Annotated in this window: 10 protein-coding genes; all 10 read right to left on the bottom strand. The window is 44.1% G+C overall.

All coding sequences use genetic code 11. The features are described from left to right. Positions 1 to 117 precede the first annotated feature (117 nt). The 10 genes from NBH15_RS26720 to NBH15_RS26675 all read right to left on the bottom strand — a co-directional run bounded on the left by NBH15_RS26720 (position 118) and on the right by NBH15_RS26675 (position 23497). A complete protein-coding gene (locus NBH15_RS26720; protein ID WP_244050523.1) occupies positions 118 to 2790 on the bottom strand; it encodes a glycoside hydrolase family 78 protein in 2673 nt (890 codons plus the stop codon). 71 nt (positions 2791 to 2861) lie between these two features. Next, on the bottom strand, positions 2862 to 5762 hold the full coding sequence (locus NBH15_RS26715) for a glycosyl hydrolase (protein WP_250824025.1): 2901 nt from the start codon (positions 5760 to 5762) through the stop codon (positions 2862 to 2864). A gap of 76 nt (positions 5763 to 5838) precedes the next feature. Then, a complete protein-coding gene (locus tag NBH15_RS26710) occupies positions 5839 to 7383 on the bottom strand; it encodes a RagB/SusD family nutrient uptake outer membrane protein (RefSeq protein ID WP_186957832.1) in 1545 nt (514 codons plus the stop codon). 13 nt (positions 7384 to 7396) lie between these two features. Further along, positions 7397 to 10450 carry a SusC/RagA family TonB-linked outer membrane protein gene (locus NBH15_RS26705; RefSeq protein WP_250824024.1) on the bottom strand — a complete coding sequence of 1018 codons (3054 nt, stop codon included), beginning with the start codon at positions 10448 to 10450 and terminating at the stop codon, positions 7397 to 7399. A 662-nt stretch (positions 10451 to 11112) separates the two neighbouring features. After that, a complete protein-coding gene (locus NBH15_RS26700; RefSeq protein ID WP_250824023.1) occupies positions 11113 to 14274 on the bottom strand; it encodes a DUF5107 domain-containing protein in 3162 nt (1053 codons plus the stop codon). A 102-nt stretch (positions 14275 to 14376) separates the two neighbouring features. After that, entirely contained in the window at positions 14377 to 17361 is a 2985-nt protein-coding gene (locus tag NBH15_RS26695; protein ID WP_250824022.1) for a glycoside hydrolase domain-containing protein, read from the bottom strand. A gap of 259 nt (positions 17362 to 17620) precedes the next feature. Beyond that, on the bottom strand, positions 17621 to 18880 hold the full coding sequence (locus tag NBH15_RS26690; protein ID WP_250824021.1) for a DUF4861 domain-containing protein: 1260 nt from the start codon (positions 18878 to 18880) through the stop codon (positions 17621 to 17623). A 65-nt stretch (positions 18881 to 18945) separates the two neighbouring features. Continuing rightward, positions 18946 to 20115, bottom strand: coding sequence for a glycoside hydrolase family 88/105 protein (locus tag NBH15_RS26685; RefSeq protein WP_195437012.1), 1170 nt, complete (start codon positions 20113 to 20115; stop codon positions 18946 to 18948). A 21-nt stretch (positions 20116 to 20136) separates the two neighbouring features. After that, on the bottom strand, positions 20137 to 21918 hold the full coding sequence (locus NBH15_RS26680; protein WP_046145914.1) for a DUF8769 domain-containing protein: 1782 nt from the start codon (positions 21916 to 21918) through the stop codon (positions 20137 to 20139). 82 nt (positions 21919 to 22000) lie between these two features. Beyond that, positions 22001 to 23497, bottom strand: a complete 1497-nt coding sequence (locus tag NBH15_RS26675) for a RagB/SusD family nutrient uptake outer membrane protein (RefSeq protein WP_010801104.1) — start codon at positions 23495 to 23497, stop codon at positions 22001 to 22003. Positions 23498 to 23620: the final 123 nt, after the last annotated feature.

Raw genomic sequence — 23620 nt, 5'->3', positions numbered from 1 at the left:
AAGCTATATCGTTATTAGTTAATAATGAATTTGATACAATACAAAGTTAACTAAAATGGTATAGCTTTTGTAGTGCTATCTCGTGCTATCCGTCTTTTCCGATTTTAAACATAGGAACTATTTATTTATTTCAAACCTATAAGAACCTGACACCAACTCTTTGGGCGTATCCGTTCCTTCTAGATACAATGTAGCGGTTGAACCGGGAGGAACCGTCACTTTATAAATTACGTTGTTGCCAACTCTCTCCCATGCAGACTTTATCAATCCGTAAGGAGAATTATAAGAGGCTTTTACATAGGTCAGTTCTTTCACGAAACGGGGTTTCAGTATCACATTCTTGAATCCAGGGTTCTGCGGATCGACATTAATTCCACCTAAGGCTTTATAAAACCATGCACCGATCTCACCATACATTATGTGATTCTGGGAATATCCCCAAGCAAGTCCGTTGTAATCCCAGTTTTCGTAAAGAGTCGTTGCTCCCTGGCGCAACCAGTTTCCCCATGAAGGATAATCCTGTTGGGTTACCATACGGAATGCCTGCTCTACATTTCCCGTTTCCGTCAATGCGTTGAGGATCGTTTTACATCCCATAATGCCGACATCCAGATGATCCTTGTCGGCACTTACACGTTTAGCTAATTGTTCTGCCACTTTCTGCGTGCATTCTTCCGGCACTATTCCCCAATACAAAGGCATACTCAACTCTGTCTGATAACCATTTGCATACATACCGGTTTCCCTGTTCAGGAACTTTTCATTAATCGCATTCTTTATTTTTTCGGCCGCCGCTTTATAATGTTCATAATCCTTTTCGAAACCAAACAATTTGGCCGTACGGGAAACGATGTCTGCATTTTTGTAATGATAAATAGAAGCTGTCAGTTCCTTATCTGCAACCGACTTATGAGGAACCCAGTCACCCAGACAGTAATCTCCGATCAACCCTTCCGGATACTTATTCAGCCAATAATCCGTATGCATCTTCATTGCTTCATAATTATCTTTCAGGCAAGTCGGATCACCGTAAAATTCATACAGGGTCCAGGGAATAAGGGTCATCGAGCAAGTCCAGTCAGCGATATCGCCTCCCCAACCTCCGGAAGGAATGATACAACGCAGCCTACCTCCATCATACATATTATCCCGATGGTCTGCCATCCATTTTTCATACAGGGTAATTGCATCAAAACTATACAAGCCCGTTTCAATAGCCAGATGGGCATCACCTGTCCAGCCATTTTTCTCACGATGAGGACAATCGGTCGGATATCCGACCAGATTCGATAAATAAGAATAATTCGTAGCCCTCAATAATCTGTTGATCAACGTATCCGAACATTCAAAAGATCCGTTTGCCGGTGAATCCGTATGGATAAAATGAGATGTTATATTTTCTGTCGTCAGATGCAGAGGCTTATCCGAGGAGACTTCCACATATTGGAATCCTTTATAGTTAAAACGGGGTGTAAATTCGTTTTCCTTGCCGTCCAATATCAATACATCCGTCTGAAACAATTCATCTTCAGGATGAACACCATATTTCAAAGGCTCGTTTACATTTTGATAAAACTGGGTATTATTATCATCAAACAATCGTTTCCTGCGGGAATCCAGTTGTTCGCCATGACGTATTTTCACTTTTGTTCCAGGCGCACCCTTCGCCTTAAACGTCGTCACACCTGACCAGTTTTGCCCAAAGTCGTACAAGTAAAGCGTATCATTCAACTTTTTCAGATCGACAGGCTTACAATATTCCGTAGCACGAATCGGATGCATGGTCTGCGATGTTATATTTGCACTCGGCCAAACAACTTCCGTTGCGTTTTTCCAGGAAGAATCATCATAAGAGACCGTATTCCAACCTGACAGTTCTTTCCTGAAATCATAATTCTCCGCCAGATAAATTGCATTGAATGTAATCGGCCCGGCTTTAACTTTAAAATCCTTATCAGAAACCAGCACCTCTTTTGTCCCATCGGCATACGTTATATGTAGGTTCAGGCAAAAAGAAGGTCTGCTACGCCACGGAGCTTTATGGAACGACCATTCAGCTACCGGCTGATGGTTGTACCATCCATTCCCGAGAATTATCCCCACTGCATTATCTCCTTTACTTAAAAGATCGGTGACATCATATGTAACATACAATAACCGTTTGTCATAATCGGTAAAAGCCGGGTCTAAGAAATGGTCACCGACCTTACTTCCGTTGACAGACAATTCATATAATCCGGCAGCAACAATATAAGCCTTTGCAGATTCAATATCCTTATCCAACCTTATTATTTTACGAAAATAAGGGGTCTCACGGGATTCCATATCCTGCCCGTCTGAAATAAATGAACCTTTCCAGTTAGAAGGCTCCAGCATTCCGGTCTCAAAAGAAGATATTACTTTCCGGGATTTCTGCTTGTTTTTGTCCCAGACAGTAATACCCCAATAATATTTAGTAAAAGGTTCCAGGGCTTTTCCCTTATAGCAAGTCATTGTCTCTCCGTTCTTTTTTTCCTCCTGCCATACTATCTTCCGCCCTTTAGCCAGTGCGACAGAATCCTTTCCTACAGTAATCTTATAAGCCGTCTGCTTCGCTCCTTCCCTATCATCGTTCAAAAACCATGAAAAACGAGGGAGCTGACGATCAATACCCAATGGAGCTATCAGATGCTCACACTTTAAATTTACAGGCATACAACCAGAGGTTCCTTCCTGAGACCTTAACACCCGGATGTTTACGAAACATAAGAGAGCCATAATCATCATCCAATAAACATTATCTTTTCTCATCTTTAAAATGAATTTAGTTAACAAAGAATACAGATACACACCAAGCATACCTAATCCAAAAGTTATCCATATCAAAATCCCTTCAATAGACTAACCGGTCCTAATAACCCGGCATCGGTCAATGGAGTACTTTCCCTAAGCATATCAAAACGGAAAACATCATGTGTTTTCGTAAAACGCTTCTCTACCGGTAGTTTCCAGTCTCCGATCACCCGGTTTGCCCATAAATTGACTATATCTATCTCAAGTATATTTCCTGTTTCCTGTACCCAGTCAGTAATATCAATCCGCCAGGGGGAACACCACAAGGTACCCAATTCCTCCCCATTCAGACGAACGACTGCAACATGTTTAACATCCCCCAAATCAAGAATAAGTCTTTCACCCGCATGAGTCAATCCAGCTTTCTTCTTATCAAGATCAAATACTTTCCGATAAGTTGCTTTACCCGAATAATACTTAATTCCTTCCTCCTGTCTGTTTATCCAGTTGGAAAGTTTGTCAAAATGAATTTTACCCGGTCCGCCCCAAGCCTGATCAAATATAACCTGCCACGACTCACTTAAATCTCCGATCTTTTGATATTTTAAGAAGTTAAATCCATCTTTACCTGAACAGGTCACAGATATCGATTTGCGGAATACAATGAAATATGATCCATATGGAGCCAGTTCCAATGATAAACTGGTAACTCCGTCCTTTTGCATGAAAGAACCGGCCTCTTTCATTTCTCCTGTAACCGGATCCCATATCTCAGGCTGTTTTCCGGTAACCCTGAAAGAAAAGTCCCCGATCTCCGTACGCCCCGTACGATTAATCACAAAATAAATTTCCGATTCCTTATCTGTGCGGTGAATATAATCAAATTTTTCCGGTTCATTATCCTGTCCCACATAAGAAAAATCAGGTAAAATGCCGTCTTCAAGTAAGACTTCCCGAGCTGTTTTCCCCCAAATGATACGTCCTTTTCCAAATTTTCGCTCCGTACGGTTTTTCCCATCCAAGTCACCCCAAATTTCTGCAGCAATCGTCTGTACTTCCCCGTCACAATCCGGATATCCTTTAAGTTCCGCCGACCTTTTAGGAGGTGCTCCGATTACCGTTGCTCCGTCCTTTATCAGTTGTCGAAGTTTTTTGATTACCTCCGGAGACATTGCATCCGATGGATCCGACGAAACTTCCAGTTGCTGGTAATGCCCTACAGCCTTGCATATATCCTCCAGAGGTGATACGCAATTCTGAAGATATAAAAGATGATAACTCATACCATCAGGCAAAACGATCCTTCCATCTTTGACAGACATCCGCGTAAGTAAAACTTCTGCATTCGCATAATCACAATCATATCCCGGACCAAGAGTCGGTACAACATATTTAGGCGGGACCAATAGCGGCGGCCGCTCTCCCAGAAAGAAACAGACATCGCCAACAAACTTACCCTCCTGTAATAAATACTGGCAACGAGATAAATAAGAGAAAAAGGAAGAAGACTGTTCCCACCAGGTTAGATTAGGTGTAAAATGCTGCCCGGCACAAAATTCAAATCCCGGTTTTCCATCTTCCGGCGGCTGGCTCGTAGCCTGATGTAACATAAACCGGTTAATTCCTTCGCAGAAGGCATCATTTGCATAAGGCTTCAAGTCATATGGTCCCAGCGACCAGTGCGTACGGTCCTGTTCCATTTGTGTAAATGCTTCTGCCTGGGCTTCCCCCCGGCCATATATATGTGCAGCCGAAGCTGTTTGTTTCAAATTAAGTCTTGCACTTTTACGGGAATTCATTCCATCTTCCGGCAATTTATAATGTACCCAGAACTCCCCTGCCGGAATATCACAACGTCCCAGGTTTTTCAGTGCATCCTGGGGAGGTGTATCATTAGGACCTCCGGCTTCATTTCCTACATCCATTCCATTCTTATGACACAGATCATAAAAATGCCCATAAAAATTCTCTGCCACACAATCCTGTATTGTCCTGTCAAAATCTTCCCGGAAACGAGCTGAAAAGATAGAATCATGAATTGTATATCCGGCTAATACAGCCATATACGGCTTTAAGTCATATCCACGGAAACGTTTAAACTGACCCGGAAAATCCTGCGTCCATGTTAGTTTTCCACATTCCCAGCTATCCGACCACAGGTAAGCCAACTTACCGCCAGCCTGCCGGGTTTCTTCGATAATTAATTCCCCTAAATGGTCAAAATGTTCATCTAAGGCCTCCGTACTCAGATAATCTATTTCATATCCGTCTCCTCCTTCAAATGTATCCCCTTTAGGATACGCATACCATCTGCTCCAAGGATGTCCCGTCAATGTATATCCGGTCCGGAGAACCAGCCAGTCACCTTCCGGTACCTCCCAACTCAATTCACCACCAGACTTCATACGATCTGTAAGATCTATTGCAGTCCTGATATCTACCACCTTTGTTGCACGATCTACTTTAAATGCCTGAACCCATACATCATGATAATAATCGTCAACAGTTTCAGGCTGAACCAATTTCCCGGTAAAGGTCGAAGAACCAATAACAATCAGCTCACTTTGAACTACTTTTTTCATAGCCTTGTCGGGAGTAACCCAAGGTCCCATCATGGTCCAGCCTCCCGCCAGGTTAAATCCTATTTCAATATTCAAACGTTTAGCTTCCCGGACAGCATGCCGGTAAAGAGCACGCCACTCAGGACTCAGCCATTCAACACCAAATAAAGCCCCTTCCCCAGCATATCCACCCGTACATATCAGATTGACACCACTGATTCCTTTTGCCTTAAACTCTTCCAGGTCACGAGTAATAGAGCCTTCATTTACACGATTATAGAGCCACCACCAATAGACCCTTGGCTTTGCATGATCCGGTGGTGAGACAAACAGGTCACTAAGGTCACCTACTCTTTGACCTGCAACCGAATTGCAGCAAAGAAATATGACCAGTAAAAAGAAGATAAACCTTAATCCAGTATGTTTCATGGTATTTTTCTAATAAAAATATTAACAAAACAAGGAGATTGTTACAAAGAACAATCTCCTCACTACTACCTATTTATCAATATCCCGGATTCTGTTCCAGCAAATAATTGATCTGTCTTTCTCTTAACGGGAAAGCGAATACCAAACGGTTTCCCGTTACCTCAAATGCGGAAGGAAGAATCCACTGATACTTCGCCTTCATCGTCTTTCCAAATTCAGTCATTGTTTCTATAGCTTTACCCGTACGAATCAAATCTGTCCAACGATGGTTTTCAAAGGCCAGTTCATGACGCATTTCATCAGCCACATCCTCTGCTGTAACACTGGTCAGCGATTCCAATCCGGCACGGGTTCTTACCTCGTTAATATAAGGCAAAGCCTCTACATTCCGATTTTGTGCTACCAAGTTCTCTGCCAGCAACAACAATGCCCCCGCATAACGGTAAACCGGGAAGTTATCTCCAGCACGTCCAGCATACTGATAAGGAGGATGATAATACTTCCGGATGAAATAGTAGAAATTTTTTCCAGTTGTCGGAGTAAAATCCGATACCGTCTTGACCGCTTCGCAAGTAAACTGTTCAGCGTCATCTGTTTTACCTTCTGCTACAGCAATGGAAGCATCCAAACGCTTGTCACCCGGTTCGTAAGACTGGATCATCTCTTCCGTAGGAACGCACCAGCCACCGCTTGTACCTGCATAGTTCGAAAAAGTGATACCCATCAAGAAGTCATTATTACTACATTTCGGAATCAAACGCCAAGGAATATCATTATGTACACCTGCATTGGAACCATCTTCGAGATACTGCACTTCAAAAATAGACTCTTTCGAGTTTTTATTGGCTGGATTAAATACAGCTTCATAGCTATCCAAAAGACCGTAGTTCATCTGAGTGATATCTTTCAAATCCTGTTCAGCCGCTTTGTAATCACGAGTAGGCTGTGACATATAACAATAAGCACGCAACATTTTAGCAGCTCCCATCGTTGCCCGGCCACTCTGCGGGAAAGTGCTTGCAACCGGCAATCCCAAAGAGATTGCTTCCGAAACATCAGTAAGAATTTGTTTATAAACATCTTCTACCGGAGATTTAGCGGCAAAAGCTTCCGCTTCGGTAGTCACTTCCTGCAACATAAGAGGAACACCGCCCCAATGTTGTACCAAATCAAAATAATAGAACGCTCTCAGGAACAGAGCTTCTGCCCTTACCGCTTTCTTTTCTTCTTCCGTCAATTCGGAAGCATCCAGTCTACCTAAAATCGTATTTACTCTGGCAATACTAGAATAAACACCGTTATAACGGTCCGGACTCCAACCAACAGTTTCGTCATCTAAAAACAAAGCCAGTTTTTCTGTCGAGTTATAAGGACCTCTATCGCCACTATAGTAGGTATAAAATGTATTGTCTGAACGCATCTCATCCATAAATATGCCACTCAAGGCAATATTTCTCAAACCAGTATACGAAGCAACTGTAGCTTGTTCAAAATGATCTGCAGTTTTATAAAATGTTTCCGTCGTAATAGTTGTCTCAGGAGTCAGATTCAAGAAAGAGTCACTGCAAGAAGAAAGAGACAACACACTTGCCGCAAAAATATATATATTCAACTTTTTCATATTCTCATGCTCTTTAAAATTTAACATTCAAACCAATTGTATAAATTCTGGCAACAGGATATGTTGTATGATCCACTCCCTGATATAATCCGCTGGTGTTCTTGTTTACCTCCGGATTCATACCCGGATAAGAACCTACGGTAAACAGGTTTTGAGCACTTCCATAAACACGTATTCCCTTGATATAAGGATTTGATTTCATCGGAATCGTATATCCCAACGTGATATTCTTTAACGTTATGTAATTATTCTTGAATACCCAACGAGAATTGGTATATCGGAATAACTCCGTCGTACCCGTTCTTGTCCTTGGAATATAACCATTACCTGGATTATCTTCTGATCGCCAACGTTCTGCGACTTCCTTACGAACATTGAATACTCCGTCTATATTTTCCGTCCATTCATAAGTTCCGTCTATAATGTCTCCACCTAATGAACCGGTAAATACAATACTTGCGTCAAAATCTTTCCATGAGAAAGTATTAGTCATACCAAAAATACAATCCGGATTCGGATCACCGATAAAAGTACGGTCATTATTATCGATAACATTATCGCCATTCAAGTCCTTCATACGAACAGTACCGACCATAGAAGAGGCATGTTTAGGTCCGGCTTCATATTCTTCCTGAGTCATGAAAACACCATCATATACGTAACCGTAGAATAGACCTAACGGCTTACCGACTTCCGTACGGTTGTAATCTTCCTGATTGTTATTACCGCCAATCGGTGTATTGTTCGTACCCAGCTTCATCGCTTTATTACGGTTAAATGTCAAATTCAAACTGGTATTCCATTTAAACTTACCTGTCATATTCTTCGTTTCCAAGCCAATTTCATGTCCCCAAAATCTAAATTCACCAATATTAGACTGAATGTTTCCGAATCCGGAAGAATAAGGAATATCAATCTGATACAACAAACCATCCGTTTTCTTCCAATAGTAATCATAAACCAAGAATACACGATCATTGAATAATCCTAAATCCACACCTAAGTCGACCTGTTTTGTTGTTTCCCAGGTAAGATCTGCATTACCGATACCACTTGTTCCACGTCCGGCAGCAATTCCGTTATTGAAAACATAATTGTAAGTACCAATTGTAGCCAAATGATTATAGTTACCGATATTATAATTGCCTACGACACCATAACTTCCACGTAATTTCAAATAGCTCAACCTATCAAATCTCTCCATGAAGCTTTCATCCGAAGCAATCCAACCGGCAGAAACAGATGGGAAGTTAGCCCACTTTGCATTCAAACCAAAACGAGAACAACCATCCCGACGGAAAGATACAGACAACAAGTATTTACCCATATAATCATAATTGGCACGTGCCAGATAAGAGATCATAGCCCACTCACTTCTGTCGCCAGAACCGACTTTTGTTGTTGCTGCATTAAACCAACCCACTTCATCATCCGGATAATCGGAGGCACTAATAGAGGCATTCTCTGATGTCGTCTTCTGAGTTGAATATCCGAGCAAAAGATCTACATTATGCTTATCCGCAAACGTCTTATTATAAGTTAACATATTCTCTATCAACCAGTTCACGTATTTACTAGTACCATAAGAACCAACCGCAGGATTAGGCGGAGCAGAGAACATACCGCCATTTGCAATGGAAGGTACCCACGATTCAGATTGATCCGATCCCAAATCTGCATTAGCGCTGATACGATATTTTAATCCATCTATAATCTTAACGTCTGCATACGTGTTAACCGTACCTCTCATTCTTTTTTTAGGATCTTCACGTTCTTTCAACACTAAATAGTAATTTGCATTTGCAAACATACCAGGTTGTGAATAAGATATCGGATATGTTCCGTCATCATTCTTGTATTTCAACTGTGGATCCATCAAGAAGGCAGAACCAATTATATAACGTCCGCCACCCAATCCGGGGATAATCTGTCCATTCATATAAGAACCAGATAAATTCAAGCCAAACGTTACACGATCCGAAGCTTCATATACATTATTGGCACGTGCCGAGAAGCGTTCCGAATAGGTATTGATAATAACACCATCCTGCTTGTTGTAGTTCAGGTTCACAGCCGATTTCACTTTTGTAGTTCCTGACTGCAAACTCAGGTTATAATTCTGCGTCAATGCAGTCTGCAAAAGTACATCGTACCAGTCCGTACCATTCTGCAATGAAGAAGGATTCTGATAACATTCGGGAACTCCTCCTGTATAGCCTTCATATTTAGCCTGGTCTTCATAATACTCTTTTTTGAACTGGGCAAATTCCTGTGCATTCATTACATCGGGACGTCCTCTTTTTGATACTTGTGTTGCACCGAAATAAGCACTGAACTCGACATCAGTTTTTCCTTCTTTCGCTCTTTTAGTCGTTACCAAGATAACACCGTTGGCAGCCCTGGAACCATACAAAGAGGTAGAAGCAGCATCTTTAAGGATTGTAATATTTTCAATTTCTTCAGGACTTATCGACTCCAGTCCTGTACCTTCATTCGGAGTGATCGGGAATCCATCTATTACTACAAGAGGGCTGTTACCGCCATTCACTGAAGCAGCGCCACGGATACGGATAGCCATACCACCGTTAGGCTCACCATTTGCCTGTGTAATCTGTACTCCTGAGAATTTACCCTGCATTTTCTGACTGATATTCGGAACTGGGATGTCCTCCAGTTCTTCATTATTCAACTTGCTCATGGCACCTGTTACCGCACGGGCTTTCTGAGTACCATAGGCCACAACTACAACCTCATCCAGAGCTTCTGAATCTTCCGAGAGCTTTACTGCAAAAGTTGTTTGATTACCAACCACAATGTTTTGTGTATTATAACCAAGATAAGAAATTTGTAATGTTGCATTACGGGAAACATCCAAAGAAAATCGTCCGTCTGCATCTGTAACAGTTCCGTTTGTTGTCCCCTTCTCCAAGACATTGGCACCGATAACCGGTACTCCCTCTTTGTCTGTTACAACACCCGTAATTTTCTTTTGTTGCTGGCTAATTGTTATAGACACATCCTTCAAATTGGAGTCATTAGCCGCATATACATTTGCTCCTGAGAGCATGCTTAAAAGTAATAATGGAAGTGTGGACTTTAATATAGGAGTATATTTACCCCCCCCCCGTTAAACATTTTTTCATATTTATTTCACATTTATTATGTTATTAAGAATAGAGTATTTTATCAGTCTTACCTGATATGTTTAAGATTATCAAAATTGTACTTTGTATAAATTTGATACTAGTGTTTTCAAATACAATTAGGGCATAGGCATATTACATTTAAAGTTAAACATCATAGATTCTTTGTATTATATGGCCAGTATATTTACAACAACAAAAGTATTCACTCGGAAATAAATATTGTTTAGAAAAATGACTTTAAATGTTATAAAAATGACAGAATGGTTCTTTTTGTACAAAACGCCCTATACACTTAAGTTTTATAGACAATAAAAGACTTTTATAAAGGACAATAAATAACATATATTTACACAAAAATAAAGATAGCCTGCCGGTATCGTTAGATGGGATACCTACTATATTGATACCCATACCATAGACATTGGTATGCTTACACAGACTATGTACCAACCCGGATTCAAACGGGCACAATGCAATTATCCCCATCGGTCAACAGGTCGGTCACGTCGTATGTATAATATCCCAACACCTCACATTCCGGCATAGCTGTAGTTGCAAAGAAGGTGAATGGCTTTTATATTCATTAGTCTGCTGTAGAAAACAGGCGGACGATCAGATCGAAATTGGAATCGCGGAAAGAAGTTTCCCACGGGGTCGTATCCGCCTGTTCATTGCGAGACTTGAGCATTCCGGAGGCTTTTTCCGTCTCGCCGCGGTAAACGGCTGCACACCACTGGGTAATCCGGTTTTCAGGGAAATCCGTTTCCCAAGAGGCAACCATACGGTCCGCTTCCGCTTCTTTTCCCAGCTCACGCAAGGCCAGTGCAGTCAGGAGATTGCCGGAACCAAACCAGGCTCGTGACGTTTTATAACCGGCCACAGACGACAAGAGTGTCGCTGCTTTTTGGTTATCCCCCTGCCCCATCAAGGCTTTTGCTTCCAGATAATCTTCCAGACGACTATCGATCATATCGTCATAAGGTTTGCCTACTCCCAGGTTTTCGGGCCATTCCTTTGAGGCTTCCACATTTCGCATGACCTGCCTGTAGTTCTTCCGGCTCAACTGTTCCATTGCCTGGTACAGGTTAGCGGCACGATAAACGGCACGTCCGGCATACGAGCCTTCATTCGGAAGCACCTGCATCTTGTTCAGTAAGGAAATGCAAGGCTGGTACTGACCTGTTTCACATAAAGCCTTTGCATATTTCAGGCCGATATAATAATTAGACGGATATTTCTTTATGTACTTCTTTCCGGTCTCAACAGCCTGCTGCCATTGGTTGTTCGCAGTATACTGATTTATCAATGCAAACCCTGTACGCCATGACATTCCGACCTGCTCCGCTTTCAGCAAGTCTGCCAACCGTTCTTCACCACTCTTCAAAGAAGCACGGCTCAAATAGAAGGGGGCATAACCAGTCTCCCCGCAATCATTGAACAAAGACAATGCTTTCTCCCTGTTTTGATTTGCCCAGTAGATCAAGCCTTTATAATAACTAATCTTCCAGTCGGGACGCACGGTTGCGGCCCATTCCAACGCTTTCAAAGAGCTGGGCCGGAAAGGGAAGACCATCTCCGGAGAAACTTCATTAGCACGTTCCAGCAGGCGGAGGCTTTCATCGTCATTGCCTGTCCGGTGCAACAGGTAAGCCTGTTTGTAGAGGGCAACCGGATAGTTGCCGGCACAGGACAAGAGAGACAAAGCCTCTTCCGTACAACCGACCGATTCGTACCATTCAGCCAGCTCCATATAAGTTTCAAAAGGAAGTTCGTTGCGTATCAATGACTGAAAATCATCTATCGGATGCCCGGAGCCGTCGCCCTGATAGAGTTGTTCAAAACGTGCTGCATGATACAACGGAAGCTCCTCCAGCAGCGGTTCGATAAGCGCTTTGGCTTTCTCCAGTTGGTTCGTCTTACGATAAACCACCATTAAAACATGATCGGCGCTCAAATTCATTTGGTTGAACTCTTTACTTCGCAAGGCATAATGTTCAGCTTTTGCCCAGTTCTTGTCAAGCAGGAACATCTCAGCCAGTTTCTCGTAAGCGGCACTACGTACTCCCGGAGAATAGGAAGCTATCGAAAAACCGTCTTTGGCATCCGTACGATTACCCAAAGCCTGGTTACACAACCCATACAGATAGTTGACATCCCCATCGTACGTGTTAATGCTTAATGCCGTCTTGCAACGGGCAAGCGCATCGGCATAACGTCCTTGGCGGTAATAGAGGGAAGCAAGATCAGTCAGTGCAGGTACGAAATAAGAATCTTTTTCGAGGGAAGCCAGCAAGAACTTCTCTGCCTTGTCGAGCACTTTCTGATTCATCCATTGCTCTCCCTGCGTATAAAGACCATATACCGAGTTCCAGTCGAAATCGGCAGGCAATTGTTTCGGGCGACTGGTGATGTTATCCGAAAGTACCTCCGAATACACCAATAAGTCTTCGCCTACCACGACTTTCAGTTTACCAGCGGTAACAGCCTTATTCAATGGGATAGAATCTTTCCACGTTTCCAATACACCGCAGTTCAATGGGATAGAGTTCACTTCCTTTTCTCCTTCATAGAGCTTTATGGTTGTAGATAATTTCTGCAAAGGAGAGAAATACAACTTCAGAAAACCATCTTCCCTCAACACGTTAAGCGCTCCGATACGACTCGCCTTTGAGACTCCTTTTATTTCTTTTACCGGAAACCAGTATTCCGTCCATTGATCGGTCGCCTGCGGACCGAATGCCGTATGTTTATAAGGGGTAAACGCACTGTTGGAAGCCGGCTGATTATACATGCGACCCGATTGCAGTTCGATATACTGGCCGTCGGTATCCGTCAGTAAGTCTTCCCAAATACCTCCCTCTCGGGAAAGCCCCCAAAGGAAAATCTTCATACCCAGTTTCTCGTCATAATCGGCATGATGGATGGAACCAAAATCGTTGTCATGCCAGTAAGCGCCGTAGAAATCGTTATATTTCCCTACGATATGATAAGATTTGGAATTACCGAAATCATTCTTTTCATACCAGGAGATGTCGCGCCCCTGTTCATCCAAAGGAAAAGAATGGAGCTCGCCTCCGTGTCCGATATAATTGGTCCCAGGATAACAGAACTCGGCATTTCCGACTGCCGGATAGCCGGCATTCATCCACTGATAGTAAGGTTGATCAATGGATGAACTGTTATACCAGGTCGTTGTTGTCGTAAAGTAAGCCTTATCTTTCGGCAGATTCACCTCCACGGTCCACAGTGTCCGGGTAACCAGTTCATAAGAAGAGACATAACAACTCACACTTCCGTCCGGTTTCTGCCGGGTCACATAGTCGACCGGCGTACTGGAAGTCGGTGCATGACCAATAATACCGAAGTTGAACTCGATACCACCCGATGTCCAGGGACCGCGCATGGCTATATCACGAAACTTCACGACATGGTTATTGTAGATAAACTCCTTACCGGTCGTTTTATCCACGGCTCCCCATATTTTTCCACCTATCTCGGGAAAAAGAGTCAGTTTGATATAATCATTTTCAAGAGAGACTACTTTCCATTGCTGGTTGGTTCCTTTAGCAGAAAAACCGTCAAAACGGAAATAAGGATAGAACAGATCGGAAGGATCAGCCACCGGATCAGGATCAGAGAACGGATAGGTTTTAACCGTCTCTACTGTCTCGGTTACAGTCGCTTGCTGTGCAAACAAAGGTTGCAACAAAGAAGTTGCACAAAGAAGAATGAGAATCTTTTTCATGGTAATTCATTTATATGGACAATAATGTATATAAGGAGTTTAATCCTCCTTATATACGATTAAGGAGTACATTTCCAGTAAATTATACTATATCGGAAGATATTATTTTGCAATAATTAACAAACCCTTACCTTTTGGAACAACGATCTCATCGCCGGGCTTCCAGTTACCCTCCTGTTGGAAATTCTCTATTTCCGGTGCATACAACGTTACTTTCGACGGATCCAGGCCAAGCGCTGCCCAATCCACGGAAAGAGTCACTTTAGCATCCGTATCTTCCCAGGTTGCCAGCGAGATCAATGTTTTTTCTCCTGTATGGCGGTAGATAGTCGCCAATGTCTTTTCGCTGTTTGTCTTTACCGGATTATCTTTCACCCAGTAGCCGATCATTTCGCTGTGCTGCATACCGAACGAATCCCATAACTTCCACAACGGACCATTATCTACACGAGGGCTGCGGCCGGTCATGCCATACAACATTCCCCGCCACGGGTTGCCGCCACCTTCCAGCATTTCCCCCATCAGTCCGTAAGGAATACCTGAAACCTCGATCAACCAGAACTCAGGAGGAAAATCATAATTGAAATACTCGCCGAACCACAGGCGGTCAAGATACGGGAAATGTTCGAGATAAAGGTTCGCACTGTTGGCAAAGCCGTCGCGCTCATTATACTGGTTTGCCGAATGCAGGTCGATCATCGCGCCCGGATTCGTACGGTTCATGATCTTTCGGATGCGCTTCATCGTCATGCGGTCGAATGCCAGGTCATCGATATACAGGCCATCGATACCCACGTTCTTTACCAGCCAGTCGAGACCTTCCAGATAATAATTATGCCAACGGGAAACACCGCTGTTTACGATTGCCGCATCTTTCAGGTGAGGCACAAACCAAGCGTCGATGTAGTTCTGATCCAAATGTTCCTGCAACCAGGAGAAACCGCCGCCGGGACCTTCCGAGAAAATCTCATTCCCCAGGCTCCGCAAAGCGAACATCTCCACACAACTGTTAGACAGTTCACGAACCGTATTATAAATCTTCACCTTCATATCCCGCGCATGCGCTCCGTCGATATATGCCTTCATCTCCTTCGTCCGCAGGAACGGATAGTTGATAAACGGGTTAATACCTGTCGCGTGATGGATATTGAGCACGTTGGCGCCCAGCTTCTCCACCTTGTCGATAAAGTCATAACTATGATAATAACGCTCGCGCCATTGCTTATCGGTATCGATCGGACGGAACGGGGTGATGGCGATATTAAAATAATAATACAGTCTGTCTCCCTTCTTCACCTCCCGCTTCCCGGAATAGGCATTGATTCGTGTGCCGTCGGCAGCATTGTTGATATCGATACCGCCGTTCCCGTTATTGCACCAGGAAACGGGCATATGCAGCGGCTTCTGGTGATAGAAATTCGTATTCAGTGGTCGTTCGTACGTATTATCATAGAAACGAATCTGGAGGCCGGCATTGACATCGCCCACCCAGGGGCCATCCTGGTTTTTCTCCACGTTCCATTTCCAGCGGAGGTCTTTCGGGCAATAACCGCCTTTCTCTCCCAGTCCCATCATATAACGTCCTATGCCGGGTGCCAGATGCGTACGCAGTCCTATATCTTCCACGGAAGCATCTTCGCGGGCAACCAGCGTCACTTTATATTCGATATTCCCATCCGATTCCATCTCTCCTTCCAGGTCCATCAGGAAACGGCTGTTCTGGTTCAAAGCCTTCCAAGCGATAGCTCCCTGTTTGCGCTTTGTGATCTCAAAGTTCAGATTCTCCCAGGTACCGCCATCCGCTGCCAGTTCCATCGGAGCCGATAAGACAGACCGTCCGTCGGTTCCGATTCCCGTCATCGTTTCCTTAAAATAACTGGTAATGCCGGCAGGCAATCCCAAAGACGAAAGCGTAACCTCACGCCCCAGGCAACCGATTGTCTTATCTTTCATCACCAGCGGTGTATAAGGAGCGATCACCTCGTCATCAAAACCTATCTGCGAATTGAGCCACCGCAGACGGGAATGGCGCCAGGGTTCATTATCACCGTGATTCGCTATTACATTTTCAGATACATGCAAAGAGACCTGCACCGTTTTACTTTCCGCATTGGCAGCAGAGACCGTCACCGTCCCCTGATAAGTTCCCGAAGAAAGATGCTCCGGCAGTTGTGTACCGATCCATAAAGCCTGTATCTTACCCTGTTCGACGGAACAGTTCTTCTTAAATACGGTTCCTGTCACATCCGTCCCTTCCGTATTGAAACAGGTAAACGAAGAGGCAGGTATCTGCTCGCCGGTCACAGCATTAGACAGAGCCGAAAAGTCCACATGCAAATTCTCCACATCCGTACGGGCCGCCCATACGCCCAGCTGGAATACATAATATTCGCCTTTATCGGCCTCTCCCGTAAAGGTATCGTGCCAGTCATCGGCAATCCACTTATAAGGGATATCGGTCGTCATGCGAATCGGATATTTCCGGTCCTCGGTAAACAAAATATAGTTCTCGGAAGGATGTTTTTTCAACAGCCGGGCAGTCTCGTCGGCCGTCGCGATCACCTCCATCGGATAAAAGCTATTCAACTGGTCGATCGCCTGGAACTGCACGATCCGGGCAGCCGGAAGTGAAGGAGCTTTCTTGCCCGACAATTTATTTTTCTTTACCCAGTCGGCCGAAGCGGTATTCTCGAAAGGAGGATAATTGACAGTCGGATAGTAACGGCTGCCGCTCATCACATTTTTCAGGTAATAAATGTAATACTCTCCCGGAACAGTCTGCGGCTGGAAAACCACTTCCCCTCTCTCCCGGTTCACAGCGAAACGGCATACATTGGTAATCCGTTTTCCGGTCGTCGCATCCACTACGATCAGATTCTTATCTTCCGGATTCTGGTCACGGCGGCGCCATTCGATAGTAGCCAGTACCGCATCCGCCGGTTTCTCTACGAAGACAACTACCCGGTGATTACCCAGCGAGTCGGCATCCCAGTTTCCCAATCCATACAATTTGTCGGCAGGTATGTTCTGAGCTTGCAAGCCTCCGAAGGTTAACAAACCCAACAATGTAAATAGTAATCGTTTCATATACTTAGTATTTAAAATTCAAATCCGACTGACCAGTATCATAAGTTTCTTACAACAGCGTTTATCCTCCACTTACCGGATAAACTTTTCCTTCGATAATTCTATTCATCAAAGATAATAATATCTTCTTAAGTAACTTATGTAAAACTTATTATCATTTACTTTTTATTGGCAGAATAACTGTTTCAACTCCTTTTACACTACTATTCCGACGGTACCCATATACACATGTGAAAGGAATCAGGACTGGTATGCAGTCCTAATCCCCTTCATATTTATTGTCGATGCTATTTTTCCAGATCTTCACATGGCATTTTTTCTTTAAACCTTCAGTCCATTGCCTGACATATTCAAACCAGGCATCCGCATCTTTATAACCAAAAGACTCCTTCATAGAAGTGAAAACGATATGATAACTAAATGAACACCTCCCTTCCGCCTGTATAATATACAAGTCATTGTATCGATCTTCAGTTTCCTGCCGGATCAAATCGTCAGGAAGAGAAACGGCTAACCCTACCGTTTCCTTAGCGTATTTAACCGTATCGCCTACAGGCCAGTCTGTTCCCCAACAAGCCAACGTTCCCTTATGATCGGAATAAGACCGGGAATCCTTCATTTTCAGAAGTCCTGTACTAAACACCTCCTTTTTCAACGGTTCACTAAAATAAACCTGCACTTCACAATCGCGATGTCCTGCATACAAAATATAACGGATCGTCATCTGCAAATCGGAACCCTGGTATTTCCAGCGATGAGAACGAACATCTACCACCGTCCGGATCGGACCATAGGCACATATCGTTTCACTAAAGGCTTCCGCATTCTCTATATGAGTAGCCTGCACTCCATCCCAACCTTTCAACGTACCTAGTCCGCAACTATTCCCGACAAGCAGGACATCATCCCCATAACCTTGGGCAAGCTGCTCATCTGTCGGATAAAACCGGCTTTTCTCAATCTCCAGCCGTTTTGTGAACTTTCCGTAAATATCTACCGTCTGTTTCTTATCGAAATAAATACGATAAGCAACCAACTCCGATTCGAAAGCAGGACCATGATGATGCAGATGATCATAGACATAACTGGAAGCAGGGACCGTCAGCGACCGGACCGGTATATGTTTTCCTTTAGGGTCACTGATCAACATTTCTGCATAAACACGGGACGTATAATCATTTGGCTTATCAATAGAGAAGAATTCGATTCTGAACTCCTTTCGGGAGCGAGGCGGTATATCTGCTACAAAAGCCAGTTCATCCGCTAGCCCGTTCCCATCCAGATCATCCAGTTGGGAAGCGATTTCCCGCTCACCATCCCACACCCTTACCGACCGGACATCAAAATCAATGTCAATATCTTTCAAACCGACCACAACCGGTTCATCCTGTTTATGGATTTCCCAGTCATTTACAATTTCTATCTGCCGCACAATCCCGGCAGCAAAAAGCCCGGCCGGTAACTGAACTAGAACAATAAAACACAACCAATAACCGAACCTACTGAATCCCGATTTCATATACATAGCTCTTTTTAAGAAAACCCGGATGTACCTTCCAGCCTGTCCGGTACACCCAGACCGATTTATTCCATAAGTGCCGTAGCACACCAAAGATAAGGGGCCTGCCCGTGATAATCCCCCGCAATACGCGGACGATCATAATAATACTGTTTGTCATTTTTCTTATTCGTTCCTACACAAACCTCACGAACATCTCCCTCTTCATCAATATAGGGAACCAGTGCCAACCAGGCCCTGCGTGCAACCGGAGCATATTCTTTCTTATCCAGCCATCCCTGTTTTACACCGGTGATAATCGCATAAGCAAACATCGCCGAACCGGATGTCTCAGGCCAGCAATCCGATTGATCTATCAACTGATTCCACATGCCGTCCTTTCCCTGGTAAGCTTTCAAACTATCCATCATTTTACGATAACCTTCCAGTATCCGATCCCGGTCCCGATTATTCTCAGGCAATGCCTTTAACAGCTCCGCCATGCCCGCAGCCATCCAACCGTTCCCTCTTGCCCAAAAGAAGGGGACGTCGGGAGCATGATAGAACAAGCCATTCGATCGTTGTAACTCATCCAGGTAATAGACCATTTCACGGGCAGCACGGTCAATATATTTCTTCTCTCCGGTTACCCGGTATGCCTGGCTCTGCACGATCGTGATCATGAACATATCATCGATCCAAAGACGTGTCTGCCAGGAGAAACCTTTCTCTGCATTCCTCTTTTCTTCCGGTGTGGCATCTGTCGGCAACTCCCACTGCGTATCGGCATAAGGCATCCCCAGATCATAATATTTCTGCTCTTTAGTTACCTGGTAAAACTCCAGAGGCAGGCAGCCGAACATGTTCAGATCGACATGGTTCTTGATCGGCAAGTAGGCTTTTTCCTCATTAAACAAAGGCTCAAAACGTTTCTCCAGCATTCCTGTCAATTCGTTATCGCCGGCGATCTGCGCATATTTCAAAGCCCCCAACCAAGTACAAACTTCCGCATAATGTATCCACTTTCCACCGTGCAGAAAATGTTCTCCCGGTATAAAATGCCTGCCAAGCTTCGCCCCGATCTCTCTCGGAGTAAAACCTTCGGGAAAACTCGCCGGGTCAAGGCTCTCATCCGGTGCTTCCCTGACCTGGCCGTTTACCTGGTCCGCCAGCGGCTTTACTTCCAATGGGAGAGAATGAGCGCCGTCTTTCCCTCCTATCAGCAGAACCAGAAGCAAACATAGAATTTGTCTCATATATTTCCTGTTTATCATATTTTACAAATTAGCCGGATTCTTACCGGGTTTCACCGGAGCCTGAACAGACAAATCCCCCCAGGAAGCGTTCAACACATTATCTGAAATAACAGCATCGGCTCCGTCGACCGACAGTTCATCCGACTGATTTCCAAATGACAATGCAAATGCATAAATAGCCTGTGCTACCTGAGTCAGATCAAAATCTTTCTCATTACCGGAATAGATCACATAATCCACCCAACTGTTCTCTCCGTCACCCCCTTTTTCCCAGTATCCTTTCAGATGATCAAAACGAGCTTCCAGCAAGCGAATAGCAGTCTTACACCCGGATGCTTCTGCTGTAAAAGCCACATTCTCCCTGACCGGCAGACTGACATCCAAATCTTTACAACTACCGAACTCAAAACGCAGACGAAGGTCTTTCGCTTTGAACTTCCCGTCCCGTATCCTGTCGATACTGATATGTTTATCACCGCCATTTGTTCCAAAGTTAATGACAGCCAACACCTTATTCTCCTTCTGCCGGGTAAAGACAGAAGCCGTACTGAAATCATACATATCATGAAGCAGGCGGACCTGTAAATAGTGAGCCATATTCAATTCGCCCCAGTAAGCAGTCAACGGACGGCGTTGGTTCCACATGCTCGATCTCGAAACAGAAGATAGGACATAGTTATCCGTCAGATAAGCCGTCCCGACAATCTGCGGTTCTTCCTTTTCAAAGATATCTGTCTCCGTACGCGGATAGTCAGGAGTCAGAAAATAAGACAGTAAGTTTTCCGGTATATGATGTTTAGTCTTCACATCTACTCTTTCCGGGTCATATCCCAGGTTTACTTTACCTTCGGAAGCCTCTTTCAATATGCCATAATAGGATGTCGACACCAGTGTCCGGTATGAACGGCTATGCGGGCCTGCCCACTGAGCCGACTTTTTATGGTAATGGCGTGCTATCATTTCCCAGCATTTCACATATAATTCATCAATCATCCGTTTAGCTTCCGGCTCGACGATATGGCGTTGCATACGGTTCAGTTCGTCGATAGCCACGATCGAATAAGTCGGACTGTTATATTCGGAAAAGCCACCTTTCTCCTGCGTATACTCATAGAACTTCTTCAACCGTTCATTGGCATACTCCTGCATTTCAGGCATATCAAAAAGATGAGAAGTGACATAGGTCACATAGGTTCCCATGATCGCTATATTCGTATAGCCGGGACCACAGTTTCTTTTCTGTACGGATTTAGCAGCCAGTACCAAGGCATTCTCTACCTTTTTCAACAGGGCGGCAGGTAGCTTGTCTTTATGCCCCATATAAATATCCAGCAAAGAGACAGCGTTGAAATCAGCCCAGTTATAATCGATCGGCGATTTCTTTGTTGCCAACGGCTCTTCTTCATAGTAAGGCCATACACCACAGGACGGAGAATTCGGATCGGTATCCTGCAAAGAGATCGTTTTGTCTATTACATCGAAAGCACGCTGTTCGTACTCCTTCATTCCGCAGTCCAGCAAAGAGACAGCATAATAAAAGGAAGCGCGTACCTCATGAAAAGTTCCGTTCATAGCATCAGTATGGTAGTTCCAGTCTTTGATTACCTTCGTAATCATCCTGCCTTCCAGATCATACCTTTTATCCATCTCAGCAATATTCTTCAATAATATCTGTCTGTCGAAATCAGAGACGGTTACCGGTTCATATTTGATATAACCGTCATTATATTGACCGCCGTTACTGCAAGACCAGCCAATCAGTCCTGCCAACAGGAAACATAAGGAAACATATATTCGGTTCATAAGTCGCCAATTTAAGTATTAGTAAAAAAGAAAGGCAACCGCTCTCTATATGGAGAACGGTTCCTTTTATTCAGTCAGAGAATCAATAACCCGGATTCTGCCACATGATATTTTTATTGTTATACCGTGACAATTCATCAAAAGGTATTGCAAAGATCTCCCGGTATTCACCATCCATAGAATAACGTCCGCCACCTTCGTCTTCATCGAGGAAATGTTTGTTTATGACCTCCTGTGCAATTCCCCAGCGAACCAGATCATTCCAGCGTAGACCTTCGAATGCAAACTCTACGCGGCGTTCCTGCATGATTGCTTTCCGAAAAGCATCCTGGTCAGGTACCGTAGCCGACGTCAAAGCGGGAAGTCCTGCCCTGCCGCGTACTTCATTCAAAATCCTGAATGCCTCTCCGTTGGCAGCATATCCTTCTTCATTCAAACATTCGGCATACATCATTTTCACATCCGTATAGCGGATAACCGGCAGATTGTTCGCCCAGTCCGATTGTGTCTGCGGCGTATACGCATCATAATGGATATATTTCAGGATATAGTGATATTTCGATTCAACCACTCCGTTGATCACCAAATTCGTCACGATAGAGACATCTTTACGCAGATCGCCCTCCTCATAGGCTGCCACCATATCTTTCGAGACATACATGGCCGTTGAATAACCGGCAAAAGGCATCAATACCCCTTCTTTATATCCTTCCGGTAACAGGCCGGTGGTAAAAGTCTGTCCTTCCCCAGTCAGGTTTCCGGTGAACTGTACTTCCCAAACCCGTTCTTTTCCATTATCGTGCGAATCGGTAAAGCAGTTCACATACTCTTCTTCCATTGCATACAAACCGGAATTGATAATATCGGCAAGATAAGGTTTAGCATCCGAGAACCTGGACTGGAACATATACAAACGTGCTAAGCCACCTTCTGCCGCATACTTCGTGATCCGGCCCAAGTTAGAGCCGCTCCATGAATCCGGTAACAAGCCAATCGCATTCTTATAATCGTCTGCTGCAAACTCAAATGTCTGCTCCTGTGTAGAGCGGGCGATCGTCTTAATTTCTGACACCGACATCTCCTTATCGATCAAGGGCATACCACCGAACATCCATCCCAACGTATAATAGGACCAGGCACGTAACGTATAGGCTTCCCCTTTGATGGCATTTTTCAGGTTAGCATCCGGAAAATCGACGGCATCTATCTTATCCAGGATCATATTGCTACGGGAAATGATCGTCCACAACTTCTGCCAGGCGGAAGACAAGTAGCTGATATCGTCCGAATCGGTAAACTGGTCTACTCCAAAAGTATAGCCGGCCCCATTCCGGGTATCGTCACTCCGGGCGATCATTAAGCGATACCAGCAGTCATTCGTTTTGTAAAGCTCCTGCTGAGCTGCATAAACCGCTGCTATTGCATAGTCGAAATCCGACTGTGACTGGTAGGAACCTGCCGCACTATAGGATGATTCCGGGATCGTGGTCAGAAAATCATTACATCCCGTCAATAGTGTACAACCACCCATCGCCAGCAGAATAAAATACTTATATAGACTTTTCTTATACTGTTTCATATCCTTTTTCCATTTAAAATCCAAACAAAGTTGGATAATTCATTATTAATTAACTTTTATAATTTATCTTTGTATCAGGATGTTAAGAGGAAGTAGGCTCTGCTGAGGAGCAACCTACCAGCA

This window comes from Parabacteroides caeci (assembly GCF_023656795.1).
GTDB classification, from domain to species: Bacteria; Bacteroidota; Bacteroidia; order Bacteroidales; family Tannerellaceae; genus Parabacteroides; species Parabacteroides segnis.
This window is presented reverse-complemented; position numbering and strand designations above follow the sequence as displayed.

Coding starts and splice junctions, on each gene's coding strand:
- NBH15_RS26720 (WP_244050523.1), bottom strand. CDS start 2,790: ATGAGAAAAGATAATGTTTATTGGATGATGATTATGGCTCTCTTATGT.
- NBH15_RS26715 (WP_250824025.1), bottom strand. CDS start 5,762: ATGAAACATACTGGATTAAGGTTTATCTTCTTTTTACTGGTCATATTT.
- NBH15_RS26710 (WP_186957832.1), bottom strand. CDS start 7,383: ATGAAAAAGTTGAATATATATATTTTTGCGGCAAGTGTGTTGTCTCTT.
- NBH15_RS26705 (WP_250824024.1), bottom strand. CDS start 10,450: ATGCTCTCAGGAGCAAATGTATATGCGGCTAATGACTCCAATTTGAAG.
- NBH15_RS26700 (WP_250824023.1), bottom strand. CDS start 14,274: ATGAAAAAGATTCTCATTCTTCTTTGTGCAACTTCTTTGTTGCAACCT.
- NBH15_RS26695 (WP_250824022.1), bottom strand. CDS start 17,361: ATGAAACGATTACTATTTACATTGTTGGGTTTGTTAACCTTCGGAGGC.
- NBH15_RS26690 (WP_250824021.1), bottom strand. CDS start 18,880: ATGAAATCGGGATTCAGTAGGTTCGGTTATTGGTTGTGTTTTATTGTT.
- NBH15_RS26685 (WP_195437012.1), bottom strand. CDS start 20,115: ATGAGACAAATTCTATGTTTGCTTCTGGTTCTGCTGATAGGAGGGAAA.
- NBH15_RS26680 (WP_046145914.1), bottom strand. CDS start 21,918: ATGAACCGAATATATGTTTCCTTATGTTTCCTGTTGGCAGGACTGATT.
- NBH15_RS26675 (WP_010801104.1), bottom strand. CDS start 23,497: ATGAAACAGTATAAGAAAAGTCTATATAAGTATTTTATTCTGCTGGCG.